At 67.6% G+C, this 20,568-nt stretch carries 19 protein-coding genes; 8 read left to right on the top strand and 11 right to left on the bottom strand.

Annotated features, from left to right (window positions below; genetic code table 11):
- Position 1 precedes the first annotated feature (1 nt).
- The 6 genes from asnB to AC1DWR_RS00320 form a co-directional block, all read right to left on the bottom strand.
- Positions 2-1,903 (bottom strand): asparagine synthase (glutamine-hydrolyzing), encoded by a 1,902-nt coding sequence (asnB, locus tag AC1DWR_RS00345; RefSeq protein ID WP_477623249.1) that lies wholly within the window; start codon positions 1,901-1,903, stop codon positions 2-4.
- Positions 1,878-2,990, bottom strand: a complete 1,113-nt coding sequence (locus tag AC1DWR_RS00340; RefSeq protein WP_477623248.1) for a glycosyltransferase — start codon at positions 2,988-2,990, stop codon at positions 1,878-1,880. Before AC1DWR_RS00340 ends, asnB begins: the two co-directional genes overlap by 26 nt.
- A 33-nt stretch (positions 2,991-3,023) precedes the next feature.
- Positions 3,024-4,295, bottom strand: coding sequence for a nucleotide sugar dehydrogenase (locus AC1DWR_RS00335; protein WP_477623247.1), 1,272 nt, complete (start codon positions 4,293-4,295; stop codon positions 3,024-3,026).
- Positions 4,292-5,218: an NAD-dependent epimerase/dehydratase family protein gene (locus tag AC1DWR_RS00330; protein WP_477623246.1), complete on the bottom strand. Its 927-nt coding sequence runs from the start codon at positions 5,216-5,218 to the stop codon at positions 4,292-4,294. Before AC1DWR_RS00330 ends, AC1DWR_RS00335 begins: the two co-directional genes overlap by 4 nt.
- A 95-nt stretch (positions 5,219-5,313) precedes the next feature.
- Positions 5,314-6,471: an NAD(P)-dependent malic enzyme gene (locus tag AC1DWR_RS00325; RefSeq protein ID WP_477623245.1), complete on the bottom strand. Its 1,158-nt coding sequence runs from the start codon at positions 6,469-6,471 to the stop codon at positions 5,314-5,316.
- A 222-nt stretch (positions 6,472-6,693) separates the two neighbouring features.
- On the bottom strand, positions 6,694-7,542 hold the full coding sequence (locus tag AC1DWR_RS00320) for a class I SAM-dependent methyltransferase (RefSeq protein ID WP_477623244.1): 849 nt from the start codon (positions 7,540-7,542) through the stop codon (positions 6,694-6,696).
- 357 nt (positions 7,543-7,899) lie between these two features.
- On the opposite strand from AC1DWR_RS00320, the gene AC1DWR_RS00315 reads away from it, so the two are divergent.
- From AC1DWR_RS00315 to sodN, 5 genes are all read left to right on the top strand, one after another.
- The gene (locus AC1DWR_RS00315; protein WP_477623243.1) at positions 7,900-8,817 is read left to right on the top strand and encodes an ABC transporter substrate-binding protein; all 918 of its coding nucleotides are present in this window, start codon (positions 7,900-7,902) and stop codon (positions 8,815-8,817) included.
- Positions 8,817-9,767: an amino acid ABC transporter permease gene (locus AC1DWR_RS00310; protein ID WP_477623242.1), complete on the top strand. Its 951-nt coding sequence runs from the start codon at positions 8,817-8,819 to the stop codon at positions 9,765-9,767. Before AC1DWR_RS00315 ends, AC1DWR_RS00310 begins: the two co-directional genes overlap by 1 nt.
- Positions 9,767-10,624 carry an amino acid ABC transporter ATP-binding protein gene (locus AC1DWR_RS00305; protein ID WP_477623241.1) on the top strand — a complete coding sequence of 286 codons (858 nt, stop codon included), beginning with the start codon at positions 9,767-9,769 and terminating at the stop codon, positions 10,622-10,624. Before AC1DWR_RS00310 ends, AC1DWR_RS00305 begins: the two co-directional genes overlap by 1 nt.
- Positions 10,625-10,714: 90 nt before the next feature.
- The gene (locus AC1DWR_RS00300; RefSeq protein WP_477615950.1) at positions 10,715-11,089 is read left to right on the top strand and encodes a S24/S26 family peptidase; all 375 of its coding nucleotides are present in this window, start codon (positions 10,715-10,717) and stop codon (positions 11,087-11,089) included.
- Between the two features lie 157 nt (positions 11,090-11,246).
- Positions 11,247-11,645: a superoxide dismutase, Ni gene (gene sodN / locus AC1DWR_RS00295; protein ID WP_477615949.1), complete on the top strand. Its 399-nt coding sequence runs from the start codon at positions 11,247-11,249 to the stop codon at positions 11,643-11,645.
- Between the two features lie 69 nt (positions 11,646-11,714).
- Here the strand turns inward: sodN and AC1DWR_RS00290 are convergent, their stop codons facing one another.
- Both AC1DWR_RS00290 and AC1DWR_RS00285 read right to left on the bottom strand, forming a co-directional pair.
- Positions 11,715-12,674 (bottom strand): NAD-dependent epimerase/dehydratase family protein, encoded by a 960-nt coding sequence (locus AC1DWR_RS00290; protein WP_477623240.1) that lies wholly within the window; start codon positions 12,672-12,674, stop codon positions 11,715-11,717.
- The gene (locus AC1DWR_RS00285) at positions 12,671-13,675 is read right to left on the bottom strand and encodes a glycosyltransferase (protein WP_477623239.1); all 1,005 of its coding nucleotides are present in this window, start codon (positions 13,673-13,675) and stop codon (positions 12,671-12,673) included. Before AC1DWR_RS00285 ends, AC1DWR_RS00290 begins: the two co-directional genes overlap by 4 nt.
- 63 nt (positions 13,676-13,738) lie before the next feature.
- Here AC1DWR_RS00285 and AC1DWR_RS00280 point away from each other — a divergent pair, with 63 nt between their 5' ends.
- On the top strand, positions 13,739-14,245 hold the full coding sequence (locus AC1DWR_RS00280; protein ID WP_477623238.1) for a GtrA family protein: 507 nt from the start codon (positions 13,739-13,741) through the stop codon (positions 14,243-14,245).
- A 59-nt stretch (positions 14,246-14,304) separates the two neighbouring features.
- Here AC1DWR_RS00280 and AC1DWR_RS00275 read toward each other — a convergent pair whose 3' ends face one another.
- Positions 14,305-15,021, bottom strand: a complete 717-nt coding sequence (locus AC1DWR_RS00275; RefSeq protein ID WP_477623237.1) for a class I SAM-dependent methyltransferase — start codon at positions 15,019-15,021, stop codon at positions 14,305-14,307.
- Positions 15,022-15,177: 156 nt separating this feature from the next.
- On the opposite strand from AC1DWR_RS00275, the gene AC1DWR_RS00270 reads away from it, so the two are divergent.
- A complete protein-coding gene (locus AC1DWR_RS00270; RefSeq protein WP_477615944.1) occupies positions 15,178-15,486 on the top strand; it encodes a DUF3311 domain-containing protein in 309 nt (102 codons plus the stop codon).
- Positions 15,483-17,159, top strand: coding sequence for a monocarboxylate uptake permease MctP (mctP, locus tag AC1DWR_RS00265; protein WP_477623236.1), 1,677 nt, complete (start codon positions 15,483-15,485; stop codon positions 17,157-17,159). The genes AC1DWR_RS00270 and mctP overlap by 4 nt, the downstream gene beginning before the upstream one ends.
- Before the next feature lie 128 nt (positions 17,160-17,287).
- On the opposite strand, the gene AC1DWR_RS00260 is transcribed toward mctP, so the two are convergent.
- Both AC1DWR_RS00260 and AC1DWR_RS00255 read right to left on the bottom strand, forming a co-directional pair.
- Positions 17,288-18,592, bottom strand: a complete 1,305-nt coding sequence (locus AC1DWR_RS00260) for an HD-GYP domain-containing protein (RefSeq protein WP_477623235.1) — start codon at positions 18,590-18,592, stop codon at positions 17,288-17,290.
- A complete protein-coding gene (locus AC1DWR_RS00255; protein ID WP_477623234.1) occupies positions 18,589-20,043 on the bottom strand; it encodes an HD-GYP domain-containing protein in 1,455 nt (484 codons plus the stop codon). The genes AC1DWR_RS00260 and AC1DWR_RS00255 overlap by 4 nt, the downstream gene beginning before the upstream one ends.
- Positions 20,044-20,568 lie beyond the last annotated feature (525 nt).

Genomic DNA, 20,568 nt, shown 5'->3' with positions numbered 1-20,568 from the left:
GTCATGCCGGCACTCGCGGTGGCCTGGTGTGAACGGCATCCAGCCATAGTTCCAACATGAGCAACGCATACAGGCGGGGGGCGTGGTTGACGCCATTCATGTGCTGGTCGATCAGCCCCTGCACCTCTGAGGCATCGAACCAGCCGAGCCTGACCCCCGTGCCGTTCGGCAGCAGGTCTGCCAGCATGGACCGCAGGGGTCCGCGCAGCCATGCATCGAGCGGTATGCCGAAGCCCTGCTTCCGACGATAGATCAGCTCCTGCGGCAGCCACGGGCCGAGGGCCTTCTTGAAGAGGTACTTCGTCTCACCGTTGCGCACTTTGAGGTCGCCAGGCAGCGCTGCCGCCCACTCCATGAACGTGTGGTCGAGCAGTGGGCTGCGAGCCTCGAGGGAGACCGCCATGGTGGTGATGTCGACCTTGGGCAGTAGGTCACCCGGCAGATAGGAATAGGTGTCCATGGCGAGGATGCGGTTGACCACGTCCGTCTTGCCGTGGTCATCCCACAGCTGCTCCAACAACCCGTAGCTGTCCTGCCCGCTGACACGTCGCCGCAGGTCCGCCGTCATTACGCGGTCTTTGGCCTCGTGGTCGAAGTACGACATGAGCCGCCCATAACGTCGAGCTGGGACGGCCTCAGCCATGACCGTGGCAATGCGGTGAGCCCTCGCCAGCTGCCTGGATCGCTTGGCAATCGGCGCGAGGCCGCGACTCGCCCACCCAGCGGGACGCGACGCATAGCGAGCCCAGGCCGGTTGTTGGCTTGAAAGGAATGCGCTGTACCGCGTGTAGCCCCCGAGGGCCTCGTCGCCACCATCCCCGTTCAGGGCCACGACAACGTTTGCCCGAGCCATCTGAGCCAGGTAGTAGCTCGGAATCGCCGACGAGTCTGCGTAGGGCTCGCCGAACATGCTGGCGATCTTCGGGAGCACGTCCAACGCATCGGGGCGGACGATCTGCTCGTGGTGTTCGGTTCCGTACTGCTCCGCCACCTGTCGTGCAAACGGGAGTTCGTTGTGCGACTCCTCGTCGAACCCGATGGAAAAGGTCTTCACGGTTCCAGCCGACACCTTGCTCATGGCCGCAACGATGGCCGAAGAGTCGAGGCCGCCCGAGAGGAAGGCCCCAAGCGGCCGCTCGCTCATCAGTCGAACGGAGACCGACTCGAGGAGGCGTTCGCGCAACTCCTCGCCGAGCTCCTCTTCGGGCACGTCGTGCTGAGCCCCGGTCTCGGAGTACTCCAGCTGCCAGTACCGCGACACGGTGACGCGGCCATGCTGGTAAACCGCCAAGTGGCCGGGCGGAACCTTGCGAACACTCTTGTAGATGGACCAGGGCGCTGGAACGTACTGGTAGGTGAGGTAGTGGCTCAGCGCAACCTCGTCGATGTCGCGACCGGTCCGCTCGTCGACGAGCAAGGAGTTGAGTTCGGACGCGAAGGAGAGTCCGTTCGTATCCTCACGGTAGAAGAGCGGCTTCTTCCCGAGCCGGTCGCGGACCAGCACGAGGCGCTTGTCCTTGCGATCCCAGATGGCGATCGCGAACATTCCGCGGAGGTGCTGCACAAACTCCAGGCCGTACTCTTCGTACAGGTGCGGAATGCACTCGCTGTCCGAGTCGCTGGCGAGACGGTGCCCCTTGGTCTCAAGGTCCTTTTGCAGCTCACGATAGTTGTAGATCTCGCCGTTGAAGACACAGACAACGTCCTGGCCCTCGCCGAACACAGGCTGAGAGCCTCCGACGACATCGATGATCGACAACCGCCGCATCGCGATGGCCGCGTCTGTGTCTCCGTACGCACCCTGGTCGTCAGGTCCGCGATGCACCATGGCATCGCACATCTCGTGGATGAGTTGGTCCCGTCGTGGGCTCTGAGGCTCAATCGCCCCGACGATGCCGCACATCATTCACTCCATCTCGATAGATCTTCACGTGCGATTCGACCACGACACCTACACCGCGAAGGCGCTTGGCGCGCTCAACGACTGCAGCGTCTCTCACGGCAGCGCCTTCGCCGAGCACCACGCGAAGGGCTTCGGCGAGTAGGTCTGGACGCTTTGCGGGTACGACTCTGCCGAGCTCGCCGACCAGTTCCACGGCATCGCCGGTGGACGTGGTAACCACCGAGCATCCTTGCGCCATGGCTTCGCCGATAGCGTTGCTCGACCCCTCCTGATGTGATGGTTGCACGTACACCCGTGCGGCCTGGAGGTACGGCCGGGTATCCCGAACACCTCCAACGATCTCCAGCGGCACCGCTTGGATTGCGGCTCGCGCAACCAGTTCTTTGTGGAGAGGCCCTTCACCGACGATGAGGACGCCCACATCCTCGCCCCCGGCTCGCACCTGAGCGGCGGCCTCGATCAGGTCGAGGTGACCCTTGACCGGCCGCAGGTTCCCCACCGACACCAGATGATGCCGCGCCAGAGACAGCTGAGCCGCCTCCACGCGATCGAAGCGCCAGGACTCAAGTCCGTTAGGGACCATGCGGTAGCCACTGCGAGGTCGGTGCCGCCGGCCCTGCCAATACTCCACGACCGCCGGCGAGTTCCCCACGATCACGTCGGTCCGCCAGGCCGCAAACCGTTCGACGGCATCGAACGCACGGTTCCCAGAATGAGCACCCATATTTCGACGCCACGCGACGACAAACGGCCGGGCTCGTCCGCCGGACGCGAGCAGAGGTGCAAGCACGTGTGCGCGGGCCATCATCGCGTGCACGACGTCATAGTTTCCGTGCCTCAGTGAGCGCCCGAGGCGGTAGGCGGCCAGCGCCGGAGCAAGCGCGCGCACGAACCTGGCCGACCCACTCGGTGACAGCACGTGAACCGGTGCCGACGCAAAGTCCTGGGTTGCGAGGCGCCCATCCAGCAGGAACACATCAACGTGGACACCGTGCTCGGCCAGGCCCCGTGCAAGCAAGGCAGCCTGCGACTCCGTGCCTCCATTGGTTGCCGCGCTCAAGACGAACGCGACCCGGAGCCTGGCCATGCTAGTCAGTCCGACCAAGCGCAAGGGCAGTCGTCACAAGCGTTCCGCCGTCGCGCTGTCTTCGATGACGCCCCGGGTGTCGAGCAGAACTCGACTGCTCGTCGCCAACGACTCGAGGTCGTAGGTTGAATGCGTCTGAAGCAGGACGACGATGTCTGCTTCGGCAGCAGCGATGACCGCATCTTCCTCGGTCTTGAGGCTGACACCGCCGGTTCCCTTGATCTCCCACTCGGGCACGAACGGGTCGTGGTAGGACACATCGGCGCCCCATTCCAGCAGGCGCTTGGCCACCGGGTCGGCAGGGCTCTCCCGACGGTCAGAGATGTTTGCCTTGTACGTCACGCCCAGCAGGAGGACCTTCGCCCCGTTCACGGCGATTCGGCGCTCATTCAGCGCTTGCCACACTCTGTTCGCCACATAGAGCGGAGCCGCGGTGTTGATCTCCTCGGCAAGCTCGACCATGCGGAAGGCGTAGCCAAGTCGTGCCTTCACCCGGTGGCTCAGATACGACGGGTCGACCGGAATGCAGTGCCCACCAACGCCAGGTCCGGGGCGGAAAGCCATGTAGCCGAACGGCTTGGTGGCCGCGCAGTCGATCGCGTCCCACAGGTCGATGTCGAGCTCGTGGGAGAACCGGACCATCTCGTTGACGAGGGCAATGTTGACGTGGCGGAAGGTGTTTTCGAGCAGCTTGGCCATCTCGGCCTCCTTGGCTCCCTTGGCCTCGACGACGGTGTCGATGAACTCCGCATAGAAGTCCCGCGCCGCCACGGTGCACGCTGGCGTCAGGCCGCCCACGACCTTGGGGGTGTTCTGCACCCCGAACTCGTGGTTACCCGGGTCGATGCGCTCGGGAGAAAAGGCGATGTTGAGATCTCGGCCCGCAATCATTCCGTCCCGGAGAACCAAGGGCGCGAAGACCTCCTCCGTGGTGCCCGGGTACGTCGTTGACTCCAGGATGACCAGTGCTCCGGGGCGGACGTGCTGCCCAATCGCACGCGCGGCGCCCTCCACGGGACGAAGGTCTGGACCGCCGTCTTCGCTGAGAGGCGTCGGGACGCACACGACCACCACGTCAGCATCCGCGATGCTCGAGGCGTCTGTGGTCGCGATGAAGCCTGCCGCGAGCCCGGTCTTCAGTTCTTCATCCGAGATGTCGTCGATGTGCGACATACCCGCATTCAGCGCTTCGACCACCGCCGCGTTCGTGTCAAGCCCGACGACCTCGAACCCCTTGGCGGCTGCGCGCAACGCCATAGGAAGGCCGACATAGCCCTGGCCGACAACGACGAGTTTCCTGCTCACTGGATCTCCTTGAACCATGCGACGGTGTCCGCGAGGCCCTGCTCGAGCGAAACGGGCTGAACTTCGGGAAAGAGCGAACGGAGAACGGTGTTGTCCGCCTGCGAGTGTTTGACGTCGCCCGGTCGCGGATCGCGATGCCGTACCTCAGCGGCCATCCCTGAGGCGGCCTCGATCTTGGCGACCAGCTCGAGCAGGGTCGTGTTGGTGCCGAACGCGAGGTTGACCGGCTCGGGGTGGGAGAGCTTCCGCTCGCTGGCGTCGAGCAACACCCGGCAGACGGTGCCGACATACGTGAAGTCGCGCGAGTTGCTGCCGTCGCCATTGATTGGCAAGGCATCCTGACGCATCAGAGCGTCGATGAACACCGGGATCACCGCGGCGTAGACGTGCCCTGCCATCTGACGGGGCCCGTAGACGTTGAAGAACCGGAAGGCCAGCGTCTTCATGCCGTAGGACTGCTGGTACGCCAGCGGGTACTGCTCCGTCGCGAGCTTCGTGACCGCATACGGGCTCATGGGTCGGACCCACTCGCGCTCGCTCTTCGGCAACGCGGGGTTGAGTCCGTAGACGGATGACGACGAGGCGACTACGACATGGTCGACGTCGGCGGCCCGCGCGGCCTCGAGGACATTGAGCGTGCCAGTCGCATTCACAGCGTGCGTGGCCACGGGGTCCTTGATGCTCCGAGGCACGCTGCCGAGGGCCGCGAGGTGAACCACCGAGTCCACCCCGGCCATTGCGTCAGCCAACGCGGTGGGGTCGAGGATCGAGCCGCGAACGAACCGCAGGTCCACCCCCTGCACGTTCTCCTCGTATCCGGTCGAGAGGTCGTCGATGACAACGACCTCGTGCCCGTGAGCGAGGGCTAAACGGGCGAGGTTGGAACCGATGAACCCGGCCCCGCCGGTAATGAGCAAACGCACGAGTAATCCCCACGATATGGACGGTCAGGACAAACGCCTCACATCTTAGTTGGTGCGGGGCGCGACCCGGACCAGTGTGGCGGCCGGCCCGTGGGTCAGGCGAGCTCGGCGACCGCCGCGGCGACTGCGTCGGCGACACCTTCGGCGAAGACACTCGGCACGATCTCGTCGGCAGTCGGCTCGGGCACCAGCGCGGCGATTGCTGCCGCTGCTGCCAGCTTCATCGCCTCGGTGATCTGCGGCGCTCCCGAGTCCAGCGCGCCGCGGAAGATCCCGGGGAAGGCCAGCACGTTGTTGATCTGGTTGGGGAAGTCCGAACGGCCCGTGGCGACCACCGCGGCATACCTGGACGCGACGTCGGGGTGCACCTCGGGATCGGGGTTGGCGAGCGCGAAGATGATCGACGACGGCGCCATCCGCGCGATCTCGGCCTCGGGCACCTGCCCCCCGGACACTCCGACGAACACGTCGGCGCCCACGAGCGCATCGCCGAGCGTCCCCGAGAGGCCGCGCGGGTTCGTGGTCGCGGCGAGCCGCCGCTTGTGGTCGGCGAGGTCCGGCCGAGCCGGGGACACGATCCCCCGGGAGTCGCAGACGACGATGTCGGCGACGCCGGCCCGAGCGAGCAGCTTGGTCACCGCGACACCCGCGGCGCCGGCTCCGGAGACGACCACCCGCAGCGACTCCAGGGTGCGGCCCACCACCTTCGCGGCATTCATCAGACCGGCCAGCACGACGATCGCGGTGCCGTGCTGGTCGTCGTGGAACACCGGGATGTCCAGCCGCTCCTGCAGCTGCCGCTCGATCTCGAAGCACCGCGGTGCTGAGATGTCCTCCAGGTTGATGCCGCCGTAGGTCGGCGCGATCCGCACGATGGCCTCGACGAGCTCCTCGACCGAACCCGTCTCCATGCACACCGGGACCGCGTCGACCCCGCCGAAGTGCTTGAACAGCACCGCTTTGCCCTCCATGACCGGCATCGCGGCGAGTGGACCGATGTCGCCGAGGCCGAGGACGGCCGTGCCGTCGGTGATGACGGCGACGGTGTTGCCGCGGGCCGTGTAGCGCGCGGCGAGTGAGGGATCGGCGGCGATCGCCCGGGAGACGTCAGCCACGCCCGGCGTGTAGAGCATCGCCAGGTCGACGCGGTCCCGCAGGGGCTGCGTGGCGTGTACCCCGAGCTTGCCGCCCTCGTGCGCCCGGAAGACCGGGTCGGACGGGTCGAACAGCGGAAACGACGGGAACGCAGACATGGACAATTCACCTCAAGGAAGACAAGAAGATGCGTGGGGCACACCGCGCACGGATAGATCCGCGGTCGAACGACAGCCGGGTGTGGCCTCTCAGACGCAGAGCGCGGGGGTTACCCGCGAGTTCATGGTGGCACACCCGAGCGCGCGAAACCACTGGTGTGACGCGAGTGTGACCGGCGTCGCGGATTGCGCAGCGTTCGTGAGCCGAAACGCCCGACCCCCTCAGGCGGATCGATTCCGGCGCAATACGAATTGGTTGCAGCCCAACCCTCCGCCGCACGTCATGAGCCTCGAGAGCACGTAGCCCCGGTCACGGAAGAAGTCGAATATTTCCTCCGGCTTGGCGACCTCAAACGGCCACCCGCCCACCCAGTCGACCAAGTCGCGGCGCCGGTCCATTCCTCGGTCGCGAGACTGCGGATCGACAGGCTGCGGAATTCGCTTCACAATCCGATAGACGGCCCCCGACACATCCATCTGCTGAGCTCGGATCTGCGCTGCCGCGGCGTTCAGCACCAGCCATCGCCCGACCGGACCTGACTGGTTGTACATCCGCTTGACGCGCTTCCAGTTGCGAGAAGTCCGCCCCTGGTCGTTGTAGATCGCAATGAAGAGCGTCCCATCGGGACGGACCAGGCCATCGACATTCGCCAAGGCGCTCCACATGTCCCCCGTGTGGTGCAGGACCCCCCACGAGTACACGACGTCGAACTGCCCTAGAGACCCAAGGAATGCGGTGTCGAGAACGGATCCCTGCTGCACCGTCCAGCCTTCGTCCTCGGGTCGGTACCTACGTCGAAGTTCGGTCGTGCACGCCACCGACTGCGGATCGAAGTCGAAGGAGAACACCGTGGCGCCCATGGTCCGGGCAGCAAGGCTGAACAGGCCGCTCCCCGAACCGACGTCGACGAACGTCTTTCCGTCAAGCGAGTCAACACCCAGGTAGTCCGATAGCGAGTCAACCGCCGCGCGTATCCGAGTGTCGTCGACGAGTTCCAGAAAGCGGGCCCAGTTGTCGCCGAAAGCGAACCTGTCTCCGTGCTCGATCTCAATCTGCGCTACGTCGTTCACTGACTGCTCCTTGCACTGCGAATCCTGACCGGGCCGACCCTACCCCCGACCGCTCGCGAGAACGGCTCGCGCGGGCAGCAGGCTTGCGACTGGTGTGCGCACACCGGCGCCACGCCACGACGTCCCCTCTTCGGCCGGCGCCCCGGCGCGTCGCGGCACCGAGGCTTCCAGTGCTGCGACGAGGCGCCCTGGGCGCCCAGGCTCCTACCCAAGTGGGACATCTCGGATTCGAGACTGTTTCGGAACATCAGATCTAGCCCGGTTCCCGATCCTTGCTGGCAGGATGCCCCTAACCCCCAGCGGGTGACCTGGGAACCTCCCCAGGTGACCCGGCATACGAGGAAGGAACCTCACCGCATGACCCATCGCTTGCGCCCCTCCACTCTCCTGATCGCGGGGCTGGCCACTGCAGGACTGGCGCTGTCCGCCTGCGGCTCGGATTCGCTCTCCACCAACACGAGCAGCTCGAGCAGCAGCTCCACGACCAAGGCCGCGGTCGACCAGGCCCTGGTCGCGAAGCTGCCCGCCAAGGTCAAGAGCGCCGGCAAGATCGTGATCGGTACGGACGCCACCTACCAGCCGAACGAGTACCTCGACGCGGACGGCAAGACGGTCATCGGCATGGACGTCGAGCTGTTCGATGCGGTCATGGCCAAGTTCGGCATCAAGACCGAGTGGGTCCCGACCGGCTTCGACCAGATCATCCTCGGTGTCAAGAGCGGCAAGTACGACGTGGGTGTCTCCTCCTTCACCGTGAACGCCGAACGCATGCAGCAGGCCACGATGGTCAGCTACTTCACGGCGGGCACCCAGTGGGTCACCCAGAAGGGCAACCCCAAGAAGGTCGACCCCAACAACGCGTGCGGACTGAACATCTCGGTCCAGAAGGCCACCGTCCAGTCCGACGAGGACCTGCCCAAGCGGAGCAAGGCCTGCACCGATGCGGGCAAGCCGGCCATCAAGGCGATCGTGGACGCCGACCAGGCCAAGGTGACCTCGGCCGTGCTCACGGGCAAGGCCGACGCCATGCTCGTCGACCTGCCGCCGGCCATCAGTGCGGTCGACACGACGCAGGGCAAGCTCGAGCTGCTCGGTGAGCAGTACGACTCGGCTCCCTACGGCTTCGTGCTCCCGAAGGACCAGACCGACTTCGGTCAGGCCATCGCCGACGCGCTCAAGGCGATGGACACCGACGGCAGCTACAAGGCCATCCTCACGAAGTGGAAGACCGAGGGTGGAGCAATCAGCGACTTCGCCGTGAACCCGCAGCCCTGATGTCCACCACACCTGCTGCAGAGGACCGGCCGGGCAAGATCCACGCCCGGCCGGTCCGGCACCCCTGGCGCTGGGTCGCCGTTGCCGTGATCGTCGTCCTCGTCGCGATGATGGTCAGCTCGGTCGTCACCAACGAGAACTGGAACTGGTCCTTCGCCTTCGAGATCATGCAGCAGCGGCCGGTCATCGACGGACTGTGGAAGGGCACCATCTTCGGCACCATCGGGGCCATGGTGCTCGGCATCAGCATCGGCATCACCCTCGCCGTGATGCGGCTGTCCACCAACCCGGTCCTGCGCGGGGTGGCGTTCGTCTACACGTGGTTCTTCCGGGCCATGCCGCGCTACGTCCTGCTGGCCATCCTGGGCGGTGCCATCGCGGTGCTCTACAACCCGATCCACATCGGGATCCCCTTCGGCCAGCAGCTGTCCCACGCGCTCGGTCTGTCCAACGACCTCACCTTCTTCAGCTTCAGCTGGAACGACATCTCCTCGTCGATCTGGATCGGCATCCTCGGCCTCGGTCTCTCCGAGGGCGCCTACATGGCCGAGATCGCGCGGGCCGGCATCCTGTCGGTCGACAAGGGCCAGATCGAGGCGTCGCACGCGCTGGGGATGCCGCCGGGCAAGACGATGCGCCGCATCGTGCTGCCGCAGGCGATGCGGGTGATCGTGCCCCCGACGGGCAACGAGACGATCGCCATGGTGAAGGACACCTCGCTGTTCATCGCCGCGTCGATCATCACCGAGCTCTACTTCCAGGCCTACGGGTTCGGCCAGCGGTCGTTCCAGATCGTCCCCGGCTTCATGGCCGCCACGCTGTGGTACCTCATCGTCTGCTCGATCCTCATGGTCGGTCAGTACTACCTCGAGCGCTACTACGGACGCGGCTTCGGAGCTCCCTCCAAGGCGACCCGGCGCAAGCTCGACACGATCACGGCAGGCCACTGATGACCAGCGACACGACCACCAGCACCCGCTCAGCGGAGCGGGACAGGGGCGCTCCCCTGGTCCACGCCGTCAACGTCACCAAGGCGTTCCACGGCAACCAGGTGCTCAAGGGCATCGACATGGACGTCCACCCGGGCGAGGTGGTCTGCCTGCTCGGCCCCTCGGGCTCGGGCAAGACGACCTTCCTGCGGTGCATCAACCAGCTCGAGTCCATCGACGGCGGACGCATCTGGGTCGACGGCGACCTGATGGGCTACGACGACCGCGGCGGCACGCTGCACCACCTCACCGACAAGCAGATCGCCGCCCAGCGCCGCGAGATCGGCATGGTGTTCCAGCGGTTCAACCTCTTCCCCCACATGACCGCCCTCGAGAACATCATGGAAGCCCCGATCCAGGTCAAGGGCGAGAAGAAGAAGGCCGTGCGCGAGCGCGCCCTGGCCCTCCTCGAGCAGGTGGGCCTCAAGGACAAGCCCAGCGCCTATCCCGCTCAGCTCTCCGGTGGGCAGCAGCAGCGGATCGCGATCGCCCGGGCCCTCGCGATGCAGCCCAAGCTGATGCTGTTCGACGAGCCCACCTCCGCCCTCGACCCCGAGCTCGTCGGCGAGGTCCTCAAGGTGATGCGCCAGCTCGCCAAGGACGGCATGACGATGATCGTCGTCACCCACGAGATGAGCTTCGCCCGCGAGGTGGCCGACCGGGTCGTCTTCATGGACGGTGGCGTCGTCGTCGAGGAAGGCCCGCCGAGCGAGGTCATCTCCAACCCCCAGCACGCACGCACGAAGTCCTTCCTGAGCCGCATGCGCCAGGAGGAGCAGGAGCACGAGCAGGCCACTGAGTCCGACGAGGACACCTGAGCCCCACGGCGGCTCAGAGGCTGACACCCGGATGCGCGACGGCTTCCTGGTCGGCATGATGGCTTCAGGCAACGACGAGCGGGAGGCTGCGTGACGGTGATCGGTGTAGTCCGCGTCAAAGGTCGCTCCATGGAGCCGACCCTGCACACCGGAGACCGGCTCCTCGTCCTGCGAGGGGCCCCGCCGCGCCTCGGCCGCCTGGCGATCGTGCGCCTCCCCGACGACCCCGACGGGGTCCGCCGCCCGCTCGCCATCAAGCGCGTGACCGGGCGCGACCCGGCTGACCCCACCCGCTACTGGGTGGAGAGCGACAACCAGACCGCACCCGGCGTGACCGACTCGTGGACCCACGGCATCGGCTCGCTCGCCCGTGACCAGATCCGGGCCCTGGTCCTGTTCCGCCTGCCCGCGACCTATCCCGGACGTCGCCTCGCCCGCCGGGTGGTCCGCCGCTTCACCCGCTGACCCGGCTCGGCACCCGCGCGCACCGCGCCTCCCACGGGCGCCCGGACGGCATACCTGCTCGTATGCCGGTCACCCGCCGGGGGTGCCGTGCGGCCCGCTGACCTGCCGGGTAGGGTCGAAGACGCACGAGATCATCCACCTCGCAGAAGGGATTCGCATGCTCTCCCGCCATTTCCGCCCCACTGAGGTCAGCGCCCACTGCGACCTGCCCTGTGGCGTTTACGACCCCGCCCAGGCACGCATCGAGGCCGAGTCGATCAAGGCGATCATCGCCAAGGTCGCCGACAACGACGACCCCGACTTCCGCACGCGCGCGGTGCTCATCAAGGAGCAGCGCTCCGAGCTGGTCAAGCACCACCTGTGGGTGCTGTGGACCGACTACTTCAAGCCGCCGCACTTCGAGAAGTACCCCGACCTCCACACGCTGTTCAACGAAGCCACCAAGCTGGCCGGTGCGTCGGGCACCAAGGGTGAGTTCGACGCCGCCAAGGCCGACGAGCTGCTCGCCAAGATCGACCAGATCGACAAGATCTTCAAGGAGACCAAGGCCGCCTGAGCCACCCGCTCAGCAGAGGGTCGCCCACCGCTGGTGGGCGGCCCTCTGTCGTGCCGGACGTCGCGGCACTCAGCCGGCGGACGGGTTCCGGGTCTGCTCCCCCACGTCGGCAGCCGTGCTGGCCATGCCGATGGTGACCGAGGTGCGCAGGTGCGCGTCCAGCTCGGTCCAGACCACCGAGAGCAGCCGCAGGTCGACCACCTGGCCGGTCCCTTCGACCGGCGCCTTGACGACGACGCGCGGACGCTTCTTGTAGAGCCGGGCCGACTCCGCGATGAGCGCACTGATGGTCGTGCACTGGCCGGAGGCGATGATCTTGGTGACGACGCGCGAAGGCTGTCCCTCGACGCGGGCGCGCACGCCGGCCAGGCCCGCCGCCACGAGGTTGCCGCAGTCCTCGGCATAGACGTAGTCGCGCATGGTGTCGAGGGGGACGTACACCGTCAGCGGGAGCCCGGTGGCGTGGGTGCGGCAGAGCTGGGAGATGAGGCCCTGCGGCTTGGTGAGGTCCTGCCCCGGCCCGTAGAGGTTGCCGATGCGTCCCACCAGGACGGCCGTCCCCGTCCGCTGCGAGAAGTCCTCGACCGCCTCCTCCATCCTGAGCTTGGCTCGCCCGTAGGCGACCAGCGCAGCGGTCGGCGAGTCCTCGGTGAACGGCGCCCGGACCGGCGACCCGGCATACACCCCACCGGCGGAGGAGGCGAGGAAGAAGGCTCCGGCACCGCCCTCGGGCAGCGCGGCGGCCAGGTCGGCGAGGAAGCCCTCGAACAGGTCCACCTCGGCGAGCAGGTCCGCCTCGGCCGTGGCGACCACGCCGGCTCCGGCGCACCAGGCCACGGCCCAGCTCCCACCGTCCGCGCGCGCGACCAGGGTCGAGATCCCCTCCCGCAACGCGGCGCGCGCGGCGACGGGGTCCGGCCACGGCACGCGTGCGGTGACCACCTCGTCGCCACGCCGCCGGACCGAGGCTGCGACGTGCGAGCCCAGGAGCCCGCCTGCACCGACGACCCAGGTGGTCGTCCGCGTCATGCGGACCGGCGTCCTAGCGGGCCGCGCTGGGGATCTGTGGTGATGAGGTAGAGCGGCTTGCCCATGGCCATGTTGACGACGACCCCGAGGTACTCGGCCACGATGCCCAATGAGAACAGCACCGCGCCCGTGCCGACGATGACGAACACCATGACCGACGTCCACCCGGGGACCACGATGCCGCCGAAGAGCCTGCTGACCACCAGCACCACCGCGACGACGACGCCGAGCAGCGCGAAGCCGGCCCCGATCATGCTGACGACGCGCAACAACCGGGTCCCGCTCGTGAGCACGAGCCTCCAGAAGTGCGACATCAGGCTCCGCAGCCGGTAGCCGCTGCGACGGTCGCCCTCCTCGCGCATGGGCAGGGGACAGCTGGCGACCCGACCGGCCACCCAGCCGAGGGCCACATCGAGGTAGACGCCGGCACCGGCATAGGCCGCCAGCCCGCGCGCCACCTCACCCAGGACGAGGCGATAGGAGTGGTAGAGGTTCGCGCCGCTGTTGCCGGTCAGCCGTTCGACCAGCCACTTGGAGCCCTTCGACGCGGTGTTGCGCAGCGGACCGTGCGGCGGCTTGTTGGTGGGGCGGGCGTAGACGACGGCGACCTGCTCGGCCATCGCGCGGTCGAGGAGCGCACCCAGGTAGGCCGGGTCGTGCTGCCCGTCCTCGTCCATCGTCACGACCCAGTCGCCACCGGAGGACGACATCCCGGCCAGCGTCGCCGCGTGCTGGCCGAAGTTCCGGCTCAGCCACACGGGACGGACGAAGTCGTACTGCCGGACGAGCTCGCGGATGGTCTCGTCCGAACCGTCGGGGCCGTTGTCGTGCACGAGGAACAGCTCGCTCACCCGCGCCAGGTGGCCGTCCTCGGTGCGGAAATCGCTGGTGTACTCGGCGATCTCGGCGACCACCTCAGGCAGCGTCGCGCGACCGGCGTAGACCGGGATGACCACTGAGATCAGGTGGGCGGCGGACTGGGTGGGGGGTGCTGCCGACATGCCCGCACTATAGTCATCCAGTCCCCCGCCCCTGGGGGCGACCATTCCGAGGAACCGGGTGCCATGGCCAACCTCCCCGCCCCCGACGCGACGCAGCCGCACCTGCCACCCGCAGGTCCGCTCACCCAGCTGGTCCACAACCAACAGGTCGCCTACCTGCTCGTCGGCGGCATCAACACTGCGGTCGGGCTCGGGTTCTTCGCGCTGGCGCACTGGCTGCTCGGCAGCACGATCGGCTACATGGGGTCCCTGGTGCTGGCCTACGCCCTGGCGATCCTGGTGGCGTTCGAGCTGCACCGGCGGTTCGTCTTCCGCGTGAAGGGCCACCGCGCGCGTGACCTGGCGCGGTTCGCGGGGGTGCAGTCGACCTCACTGGCGATCAACGCTGGACTGCTGCCACTGCTCATCGAGGTGGCCGGGCTGGGTCCCCTCGTGGCACAGGCGATCGCCACCGGCCTGACCGTCGTGCTCAGCTACTTCGCGCACAAGTACTTCAGCTTCGCCCGCGACCTCGGGCCGGGTTATCCCGGCGACCTCATCGAGCACGAGTCGGACGACCCGACCTCGTAGCTGCCGCGCACCGGGCTGCGGGCTCAGGGCTGCCGCCAGGGCGCCCCGGCGCTGCCGGCTCAGGCGGGCTTGCTCGCAGCGACGACCACCGAGGAACCGAACGGCAGGTCCATCCGCGCCAGCAGGGCACGGTCGACCCGGCTGAGCCCCATCAGCACCCGCTCCACCGGCTTGGGGACCTGCGGGAGGCTGACGACGTCGGCTGCCTCGTTCGACGAGGGCCGCACCCGGCGGGCGAGGCGCTCGGCGACGAAGAAGGGGAACACCGAGGTGAAGGCGTAGGTCGCGCGGTCCACGGTCAGCCCGCTGCGCTCGACCGCGGCAACGGCCCGGGCACGGGTGTAGCGGCGGTGGTGGCCGTTCTGGTCGTCGAAGTCGGTCCAGGCCCACTGGTAGGCAGGGACCGACACGAGCAGCCGCCCGCCGGGCGCCAGGACGCGAGCGACCTCGCTCAGCGCGGTCTGCTCGGGCTCACAGTGCTCGATCACGTCGAACGCCGCCACGATGTCGAACGCAGCGTCCTCGAAGGGCAGGGCCAGGGCCGAGCCGCAGACGCCGTCCTGGCCGAGACCACGCGGGTCGAGGTCGAGCGACACGTGGCGGTCGCCGCCTCGCAGCCAGGCCACGCTGGGGCCGTCGGCGCTGCCCACGTCCAGGATCCGCGCGTCCCGGTCGACGTATTCCTCGAGCACCTCTCGGAGCAGGTCCGTGCGCGCGCGGTACCACCAGTACGTCGGCGCGACGATCGAGGCGGAGCCGCCGTGAGCCACAGTCATGGGCGACACCCTAACCGGATCCTGTGGCTGCCCGCGGTACAGGTCAGAGCCCTGTCCCCGGGAGTCCGACATCCCACGGTTACTGACGAGTCGGGCATAACGTACATCCGAACTGCCCCTCGGCAGTCGCTCCATCTTCCACTCGGAGGTCCGAAGGTGAGTACCGACAACGCTGTCGACCACGACACCGTCCCCCCGGCCAACAAGGGACTGCTGGCCATCGCCGGCGTGCTGCTGGCCATCCCGATGATCGCCCTCCTCTGGGTGGGCAGCTACGCGAAGAAGGACCCCGAGCTCTGGGGCTTCCCCTTCTTCATCTGGTACCAGTTCCTGTGGGTCTTCCTGTGCTCGGCGCTGACGTTCACCGCGTACAAGCTGGTCCTGAAGGCCCGCCCCCACCGCCCGATGACCGGCGACGACCGCGGCAACGATGCCCGCCGTGACAGCTGGGAGGCCGGCCGATGAGCGCCCTCGCACCCGCCGCAGCAAACACCGGGGTCAACGGGGTCGCCCTGACCGTCCTCATCGTGCTGTTCGCCCTCGTCACGGGCATGGGCTTCTGGGCCTCTCGCTGGCGTCAGGCCGACAGCATGGAGTCCCTGGACGAGTGGGGCCTGGGTGGCCGACGATTCGGCACCTGGGTGACGTGGTTCCTCCTCGGAGGTGACCTCTACACGGCATACACCTTCGTCGCGGTGCCCGCGGCGATGTTCGCCCTCGGCTCGGTCAGCGGGTTCTTCGCGGTGCCCTACACGATCGTGCTCTACCCGATCATCTTCATCTTCATGTCTCGGCTCTGGTCGGTGAGCCACCGGCACGGCTACGTGACCCCGGCGGACTTCGTCAAGGGCCGCTACGGCTCGCGGGGGCTGTCCCTCGCGGTGGCGATCACCGGGATCCTCGCGACGATGCCCTACATCGCCCTTCAGCTCGTCGGCATCCAGGCCGTCCTCGAGGTCGCCGGCGTCGGCGGCAGCAACGCCCTCGCCAAGGACCTGCCGCTGTTCATCGCCTTCGCCCTGCTGGCTGCCTACACCTATTCCAGCGGTCTGCGGGCGCCGGCCATCATCGCGTTCGTCAAGGACGCGCTGATCTACCTCGTCATCATCGTCGCGGTCATCTACCTCCCGTCGAAGGTTGGCGGCTGGGACCACGTCTTCAGCGCCGCGGAGGCCAAGATGGCCAAGCCGAGCGTCGCCAACCCCGCCAAGCCCACGGGTGCGTTCATCCCGAACAGCCAGCAGTACTGGGCCTACGCGACCCTGGCGTTCGGTTCGGCTCTGGCCCTGTTCATGTATCCCCACTCGATCACGGCGACCCTGTCGAGCTCGAGCCGCAACACGATCCGCCGCAACGCCTCGATCCTGCCGGCCTACTCCTTCGTGCTCGGCCTGCTGGCCCTGCTCGGCTGGGTGGCCATCGCCGCCGGCACCAAGCCGATCGGCCTCGACGGCAAGCCGAACGCGCAGCTGGTCATCCCCCAGCTGTTCGAGGACAAGTTCCCCAGCTGGTTCGCCGGAGTGGCCTTCGCCGCGGTGGCGATCGGAGCACTGGTCCCGGCAGCCATCATGTCGATCGCGGCAGCCAACACCTTCACGCGCAACATCTACCGCGACTGGATCAAGCCCGACGCGACGCACGCGCAGGAGGCCAAGGTCGGCAAGCTGGTCTCGTTGCTGGTCAAGGCCTTTGCGCTCGTCTTCGTCCTCACCCTGGACAAGCAGAACGCGATCAACTTCCAGCTCCTCGGCGGAATCTGGATCCTCCAGACGCTCCCGTCGATCGTCTTCGGGCTCTACACGCGCTGGTTCCACCGGTGGGCGCTGCTCGGCGGCTGGGCGGTCGGCATGGTCTACGGCACGATCGCTGCCTACAACGTCATCAACCCGACTACCAAGGGCCACTTCGGCGGCTCCCTGGCGATGATCCCCATGCTCGGCAAGATGGGCTACATCGCGATGACGGCCTTCGTGATCAACCTGGTCATCGCCATCGTCGCCACGCTGATCCTCCGGGCCCTCAAGGTCGACCCGGGCACGGACGACACCATCAAGGGCGACTACTTCGCCGACGCCGGTGACCCCCGCGTCGAGAAGAACCTCACCATGGACGCGCACCTCACCACCGGCACGCCCTAGGAGCTGCGCACACCCACCGCATCGGGCGGTGTCGAGACCGGTTCGCCACGGTCTCGGCACCGCCCGATTCGCTTGCGCCCCAACGTCATCCCTGAGGCCACGGCCAGGACGACCGGGTATGCCGCGGGTCAGGAACCGCTTGCGGCGGACCGTCCTCGTCGACGTTCAAGCACCCGGGTGAGCGAGTCGACGACCCGGGGGTCGTACTCGTAGCCCAGGCCGAGGTGGATCCGCTCCATCGCCCTGTGGTCGCTCCCACCCGCGTCGCACAGGTCGTCGTAGGCGTTGGCCACCTTGATGATGCGGCTGGACATCGGGAGGTCCTGGCCGAACTCGCGCACCTGCCGGTAGGGCGTTGTCTGCGCCTCCAGGATCGCGGCGACGCTGTCGAGCACACCGGTGGTCCGGACGATCTCGGCGCCGTCGTGGGCGATCCGCTGCTGGTCCGCGGGAGCGGCCATCACCGTCGCCCCTGCCGGGATCGGCTCGCGGAGGGCGACCTGTCCCAGGTCGTGCAGCAGGGCGGCATACTCCAGGTCCGTGAGCTCGCGCTGGCCCATGCCCATGTCCCGTCCGATCGCCAGGGAGACGTCCGCGACCCGCTGGGCGTGGTTGGAGGTGGTGTAGCCGGCCCGGTCGGTCAGGGACGACAACGCCCCGATCGTCTGGCGGTAGGTCGTGCGGATGCTGGCATTGCGCTGCACCGCGAAGGACGTCAGGACCAGGGGGAAGAGGAACAGCGGCAGGGCCGCGATCCCGATGGCCACGTCGGCCAGCGCGATCAGGGCGCCCGAGGTGACCAGAGCAGTGCCGAGGGCCAGGGTCGACCTGACCTCGTCGATGACGGCGGGGATGAGGGGCGCGTGGTCGCGTCCGGCGTGCGCAGCGGCCTCGAGGGTGAGCTGGGCGACCATGGTCAGGCCACCGACCAGCAGCATCACGACGCCGACCAGCCAGCGCTGGCCGGCCCAGGTGCCCTGCCACTCGACCAGGGTCTGGCCGTCGAACTGGACACCGCGGTAGAGCACCGGGGCCAGGGACACGCCTGCGACCCGCGCAGAGACTTCCACCCAGGAGACGGTCGCGCCGGACACCCGCAGGACAACACCTCCCACGATCATGGCGACAGCCACCACCAGCACCACCGGGGCAGCGCTCAGGTGCGATCCACCGGGCTGAGGGATCGAGGACAGCGCGAGCCCCAGGGCAGCCGCGGTGGACATCGGCGCGGTCTCGCGCCCCGTGAGGATCCGGAGTCGGGCCGTCTCACCGAGCGTGATGGCGACGCAGAACAGGGAGACCGACACCAGCGAGGTGCCACGGAGGGACATCAGCTCCTGACGCCCGGACACGAAGGCCTCGCCGACCACGAAGAGGGCCAGCAGGACCAGTGGCCACCGGAGGTCGACCGTGACCCGCCGCAGGGTTGTCACAGAGCCCCTCCTACCGGCATGGCCACGGAGGCCGTCGCTCCTTTGACCTTGGCCCTGAGGTCGTGGCGCTGGGCAAAGAGGTCGGAGACCTCGGGCTCGTCGTGGTCGAGGGTGACCGTCGCGCCCGCGAGCTCCTCGGGGGTGCGTTCGGTCATGGTCCACACGTGCCGGGCGAGCACGCGCCTGAGAGCGTCGACGACCGCCGGGTCGAACTGCGTGCCGGCGCGGGCGGCGACCATCTCCAGCGCGGCGTCCACGTCGACGGCAGCACGGTAGGTGCGGGAGGTGGTCAGCGTGTCGAAGGTGTCTGCAACCGCTACCAGTCGCGCCGTGAGGGGGATGTCCTCACCCTTGAGCCCCGCGGGGTAGCCGCGGCCGTCGAACCGCTCGTGGTGGTGGGCGATGCCGTCCACCGAGCCCGCCACGAAGTCGATCCCCTGGACGAGCTCCACGGCGCTGAGTGCGTGCTCCGCAAGGACCACCAGCTCGTCGTCGGTCAGCGGCTGCCGAGCCCGGAGCACCTTGCTGGGCACGCACACCTTGCCGATGTCGTGGAGCATCGCCGCCGTCCGGACGTCCTGGATCTCCTTGTGCCCCAAGCCAAGGGTCTCGGCGAGCCACTGCGCGAGCTGGGCGGTGCGATCGCTGTGACCGCTGTTGGCGGGGTCCTTGGTCTCGACGGCCGTCACCAGGGCTCGCAGGGTGCGGTCGTGGGCACGCAGCTCATCGCCGTACTGGACGAACGCCCAGCGGGCGACGAACAGGGGCGCAAGGACCAGGACGGCGCTGAACCAGCCGACGCCGGCCGGCAGCCAGAGCACCACGAAGAGGAAGCCGATCACGCCGTACCCGATGTAGGCGGCGCCGGAGGTGGTGAGCAGCTTGAAGAACTGGGTGCGCATCGGGGTTCCGGCGGAGAACCTCACGACACCGGAGATCAGTGCGGCGTTGAGCAGGCACTGGGCCACGTCGGCCACGATGAGGGGCAGCCCCACCAGGAGCAGGATGCGACCGGCCGAGTCGGTGTCGCCGGGATCACTCAGCCCCCCGGCCCACACGTAGACCAGACCACCGAGGGATCCGATCGAGCTGCAGAGGGCGACGTTGAACAGTCGGACGATGACCGGCTGTGACTCCTTCTGGACCACAGCGGCGGCGGCGCCCACGATGGCTGCCCCCACGGGGCCGACCACGACGGCAGAGGTGAGCAGGATGATGCTCAGGAACGACAGCTGGATGCGCGAACCGACATCGATCTCGCGCAGCAACCAGCTGGTAATGCCCAGGCCGGACAGGACGCACACTGCGTAGATGTCACCCAGCTCACCCGTGGCCAGCCAACCGATCGACGCAAGGCCCATCGCGAGGGCAACGACGACGGCCACATAGATGATGGTCGCGCGGTTGTGCAGTCTGCGCTGAGACGCTCCCGGGTCAGGACTTGTGCTCACGGCACCAATCTAGGCCCGGGCGGCACTCGGGGTGGGTCAGCCGCCCCAGCTCCACACGGAGGTCATGCCGGTGGCGGAGTCGACGTCCTCGGGGGCCCAGACGATGTTGTCGCTGCCGGAGAGGATGGACTCGAAGATGGTGGTGATCGCCTTCATGGCGGTGCTCCTTCTGTCTGATGCCCGACTCATACGTTCGGTTACTTCAGACCATCAGTTGTCCCTAGCCGCCAGGGGTGCGGGTCGGTGACAGGACTATGATGCCGGTCAACCTGCACGCTTGGGACTTTCCTTGCCTCTTCTTTGCCAAACCTTGAAGGTCGTATCGCACGTTTGCCAGCGTTGGTTCACACCTTTGGGCCGCGTTTGCATGCAAGTCACCCGGTTATCTTCCGTGGGCACGTTGTCACCTCTAGTCTGTGAGAGACTGGCCCCGCACCCGGTGCGTAACGCGCCACACCACCACTGACGGAGTGACTCCCATGAGCAAGCGCGCCCGCAAGCGCCGCTCTGGTTCGACCGCCCCTT

The organism is Pedococcus sp. P2_E2 (assembly GCF_056403955.1).
Note: the sequence above shows the minus strand (reverse complement) of the source record. Positions and strands in the feature narration are given on the sequence as shown.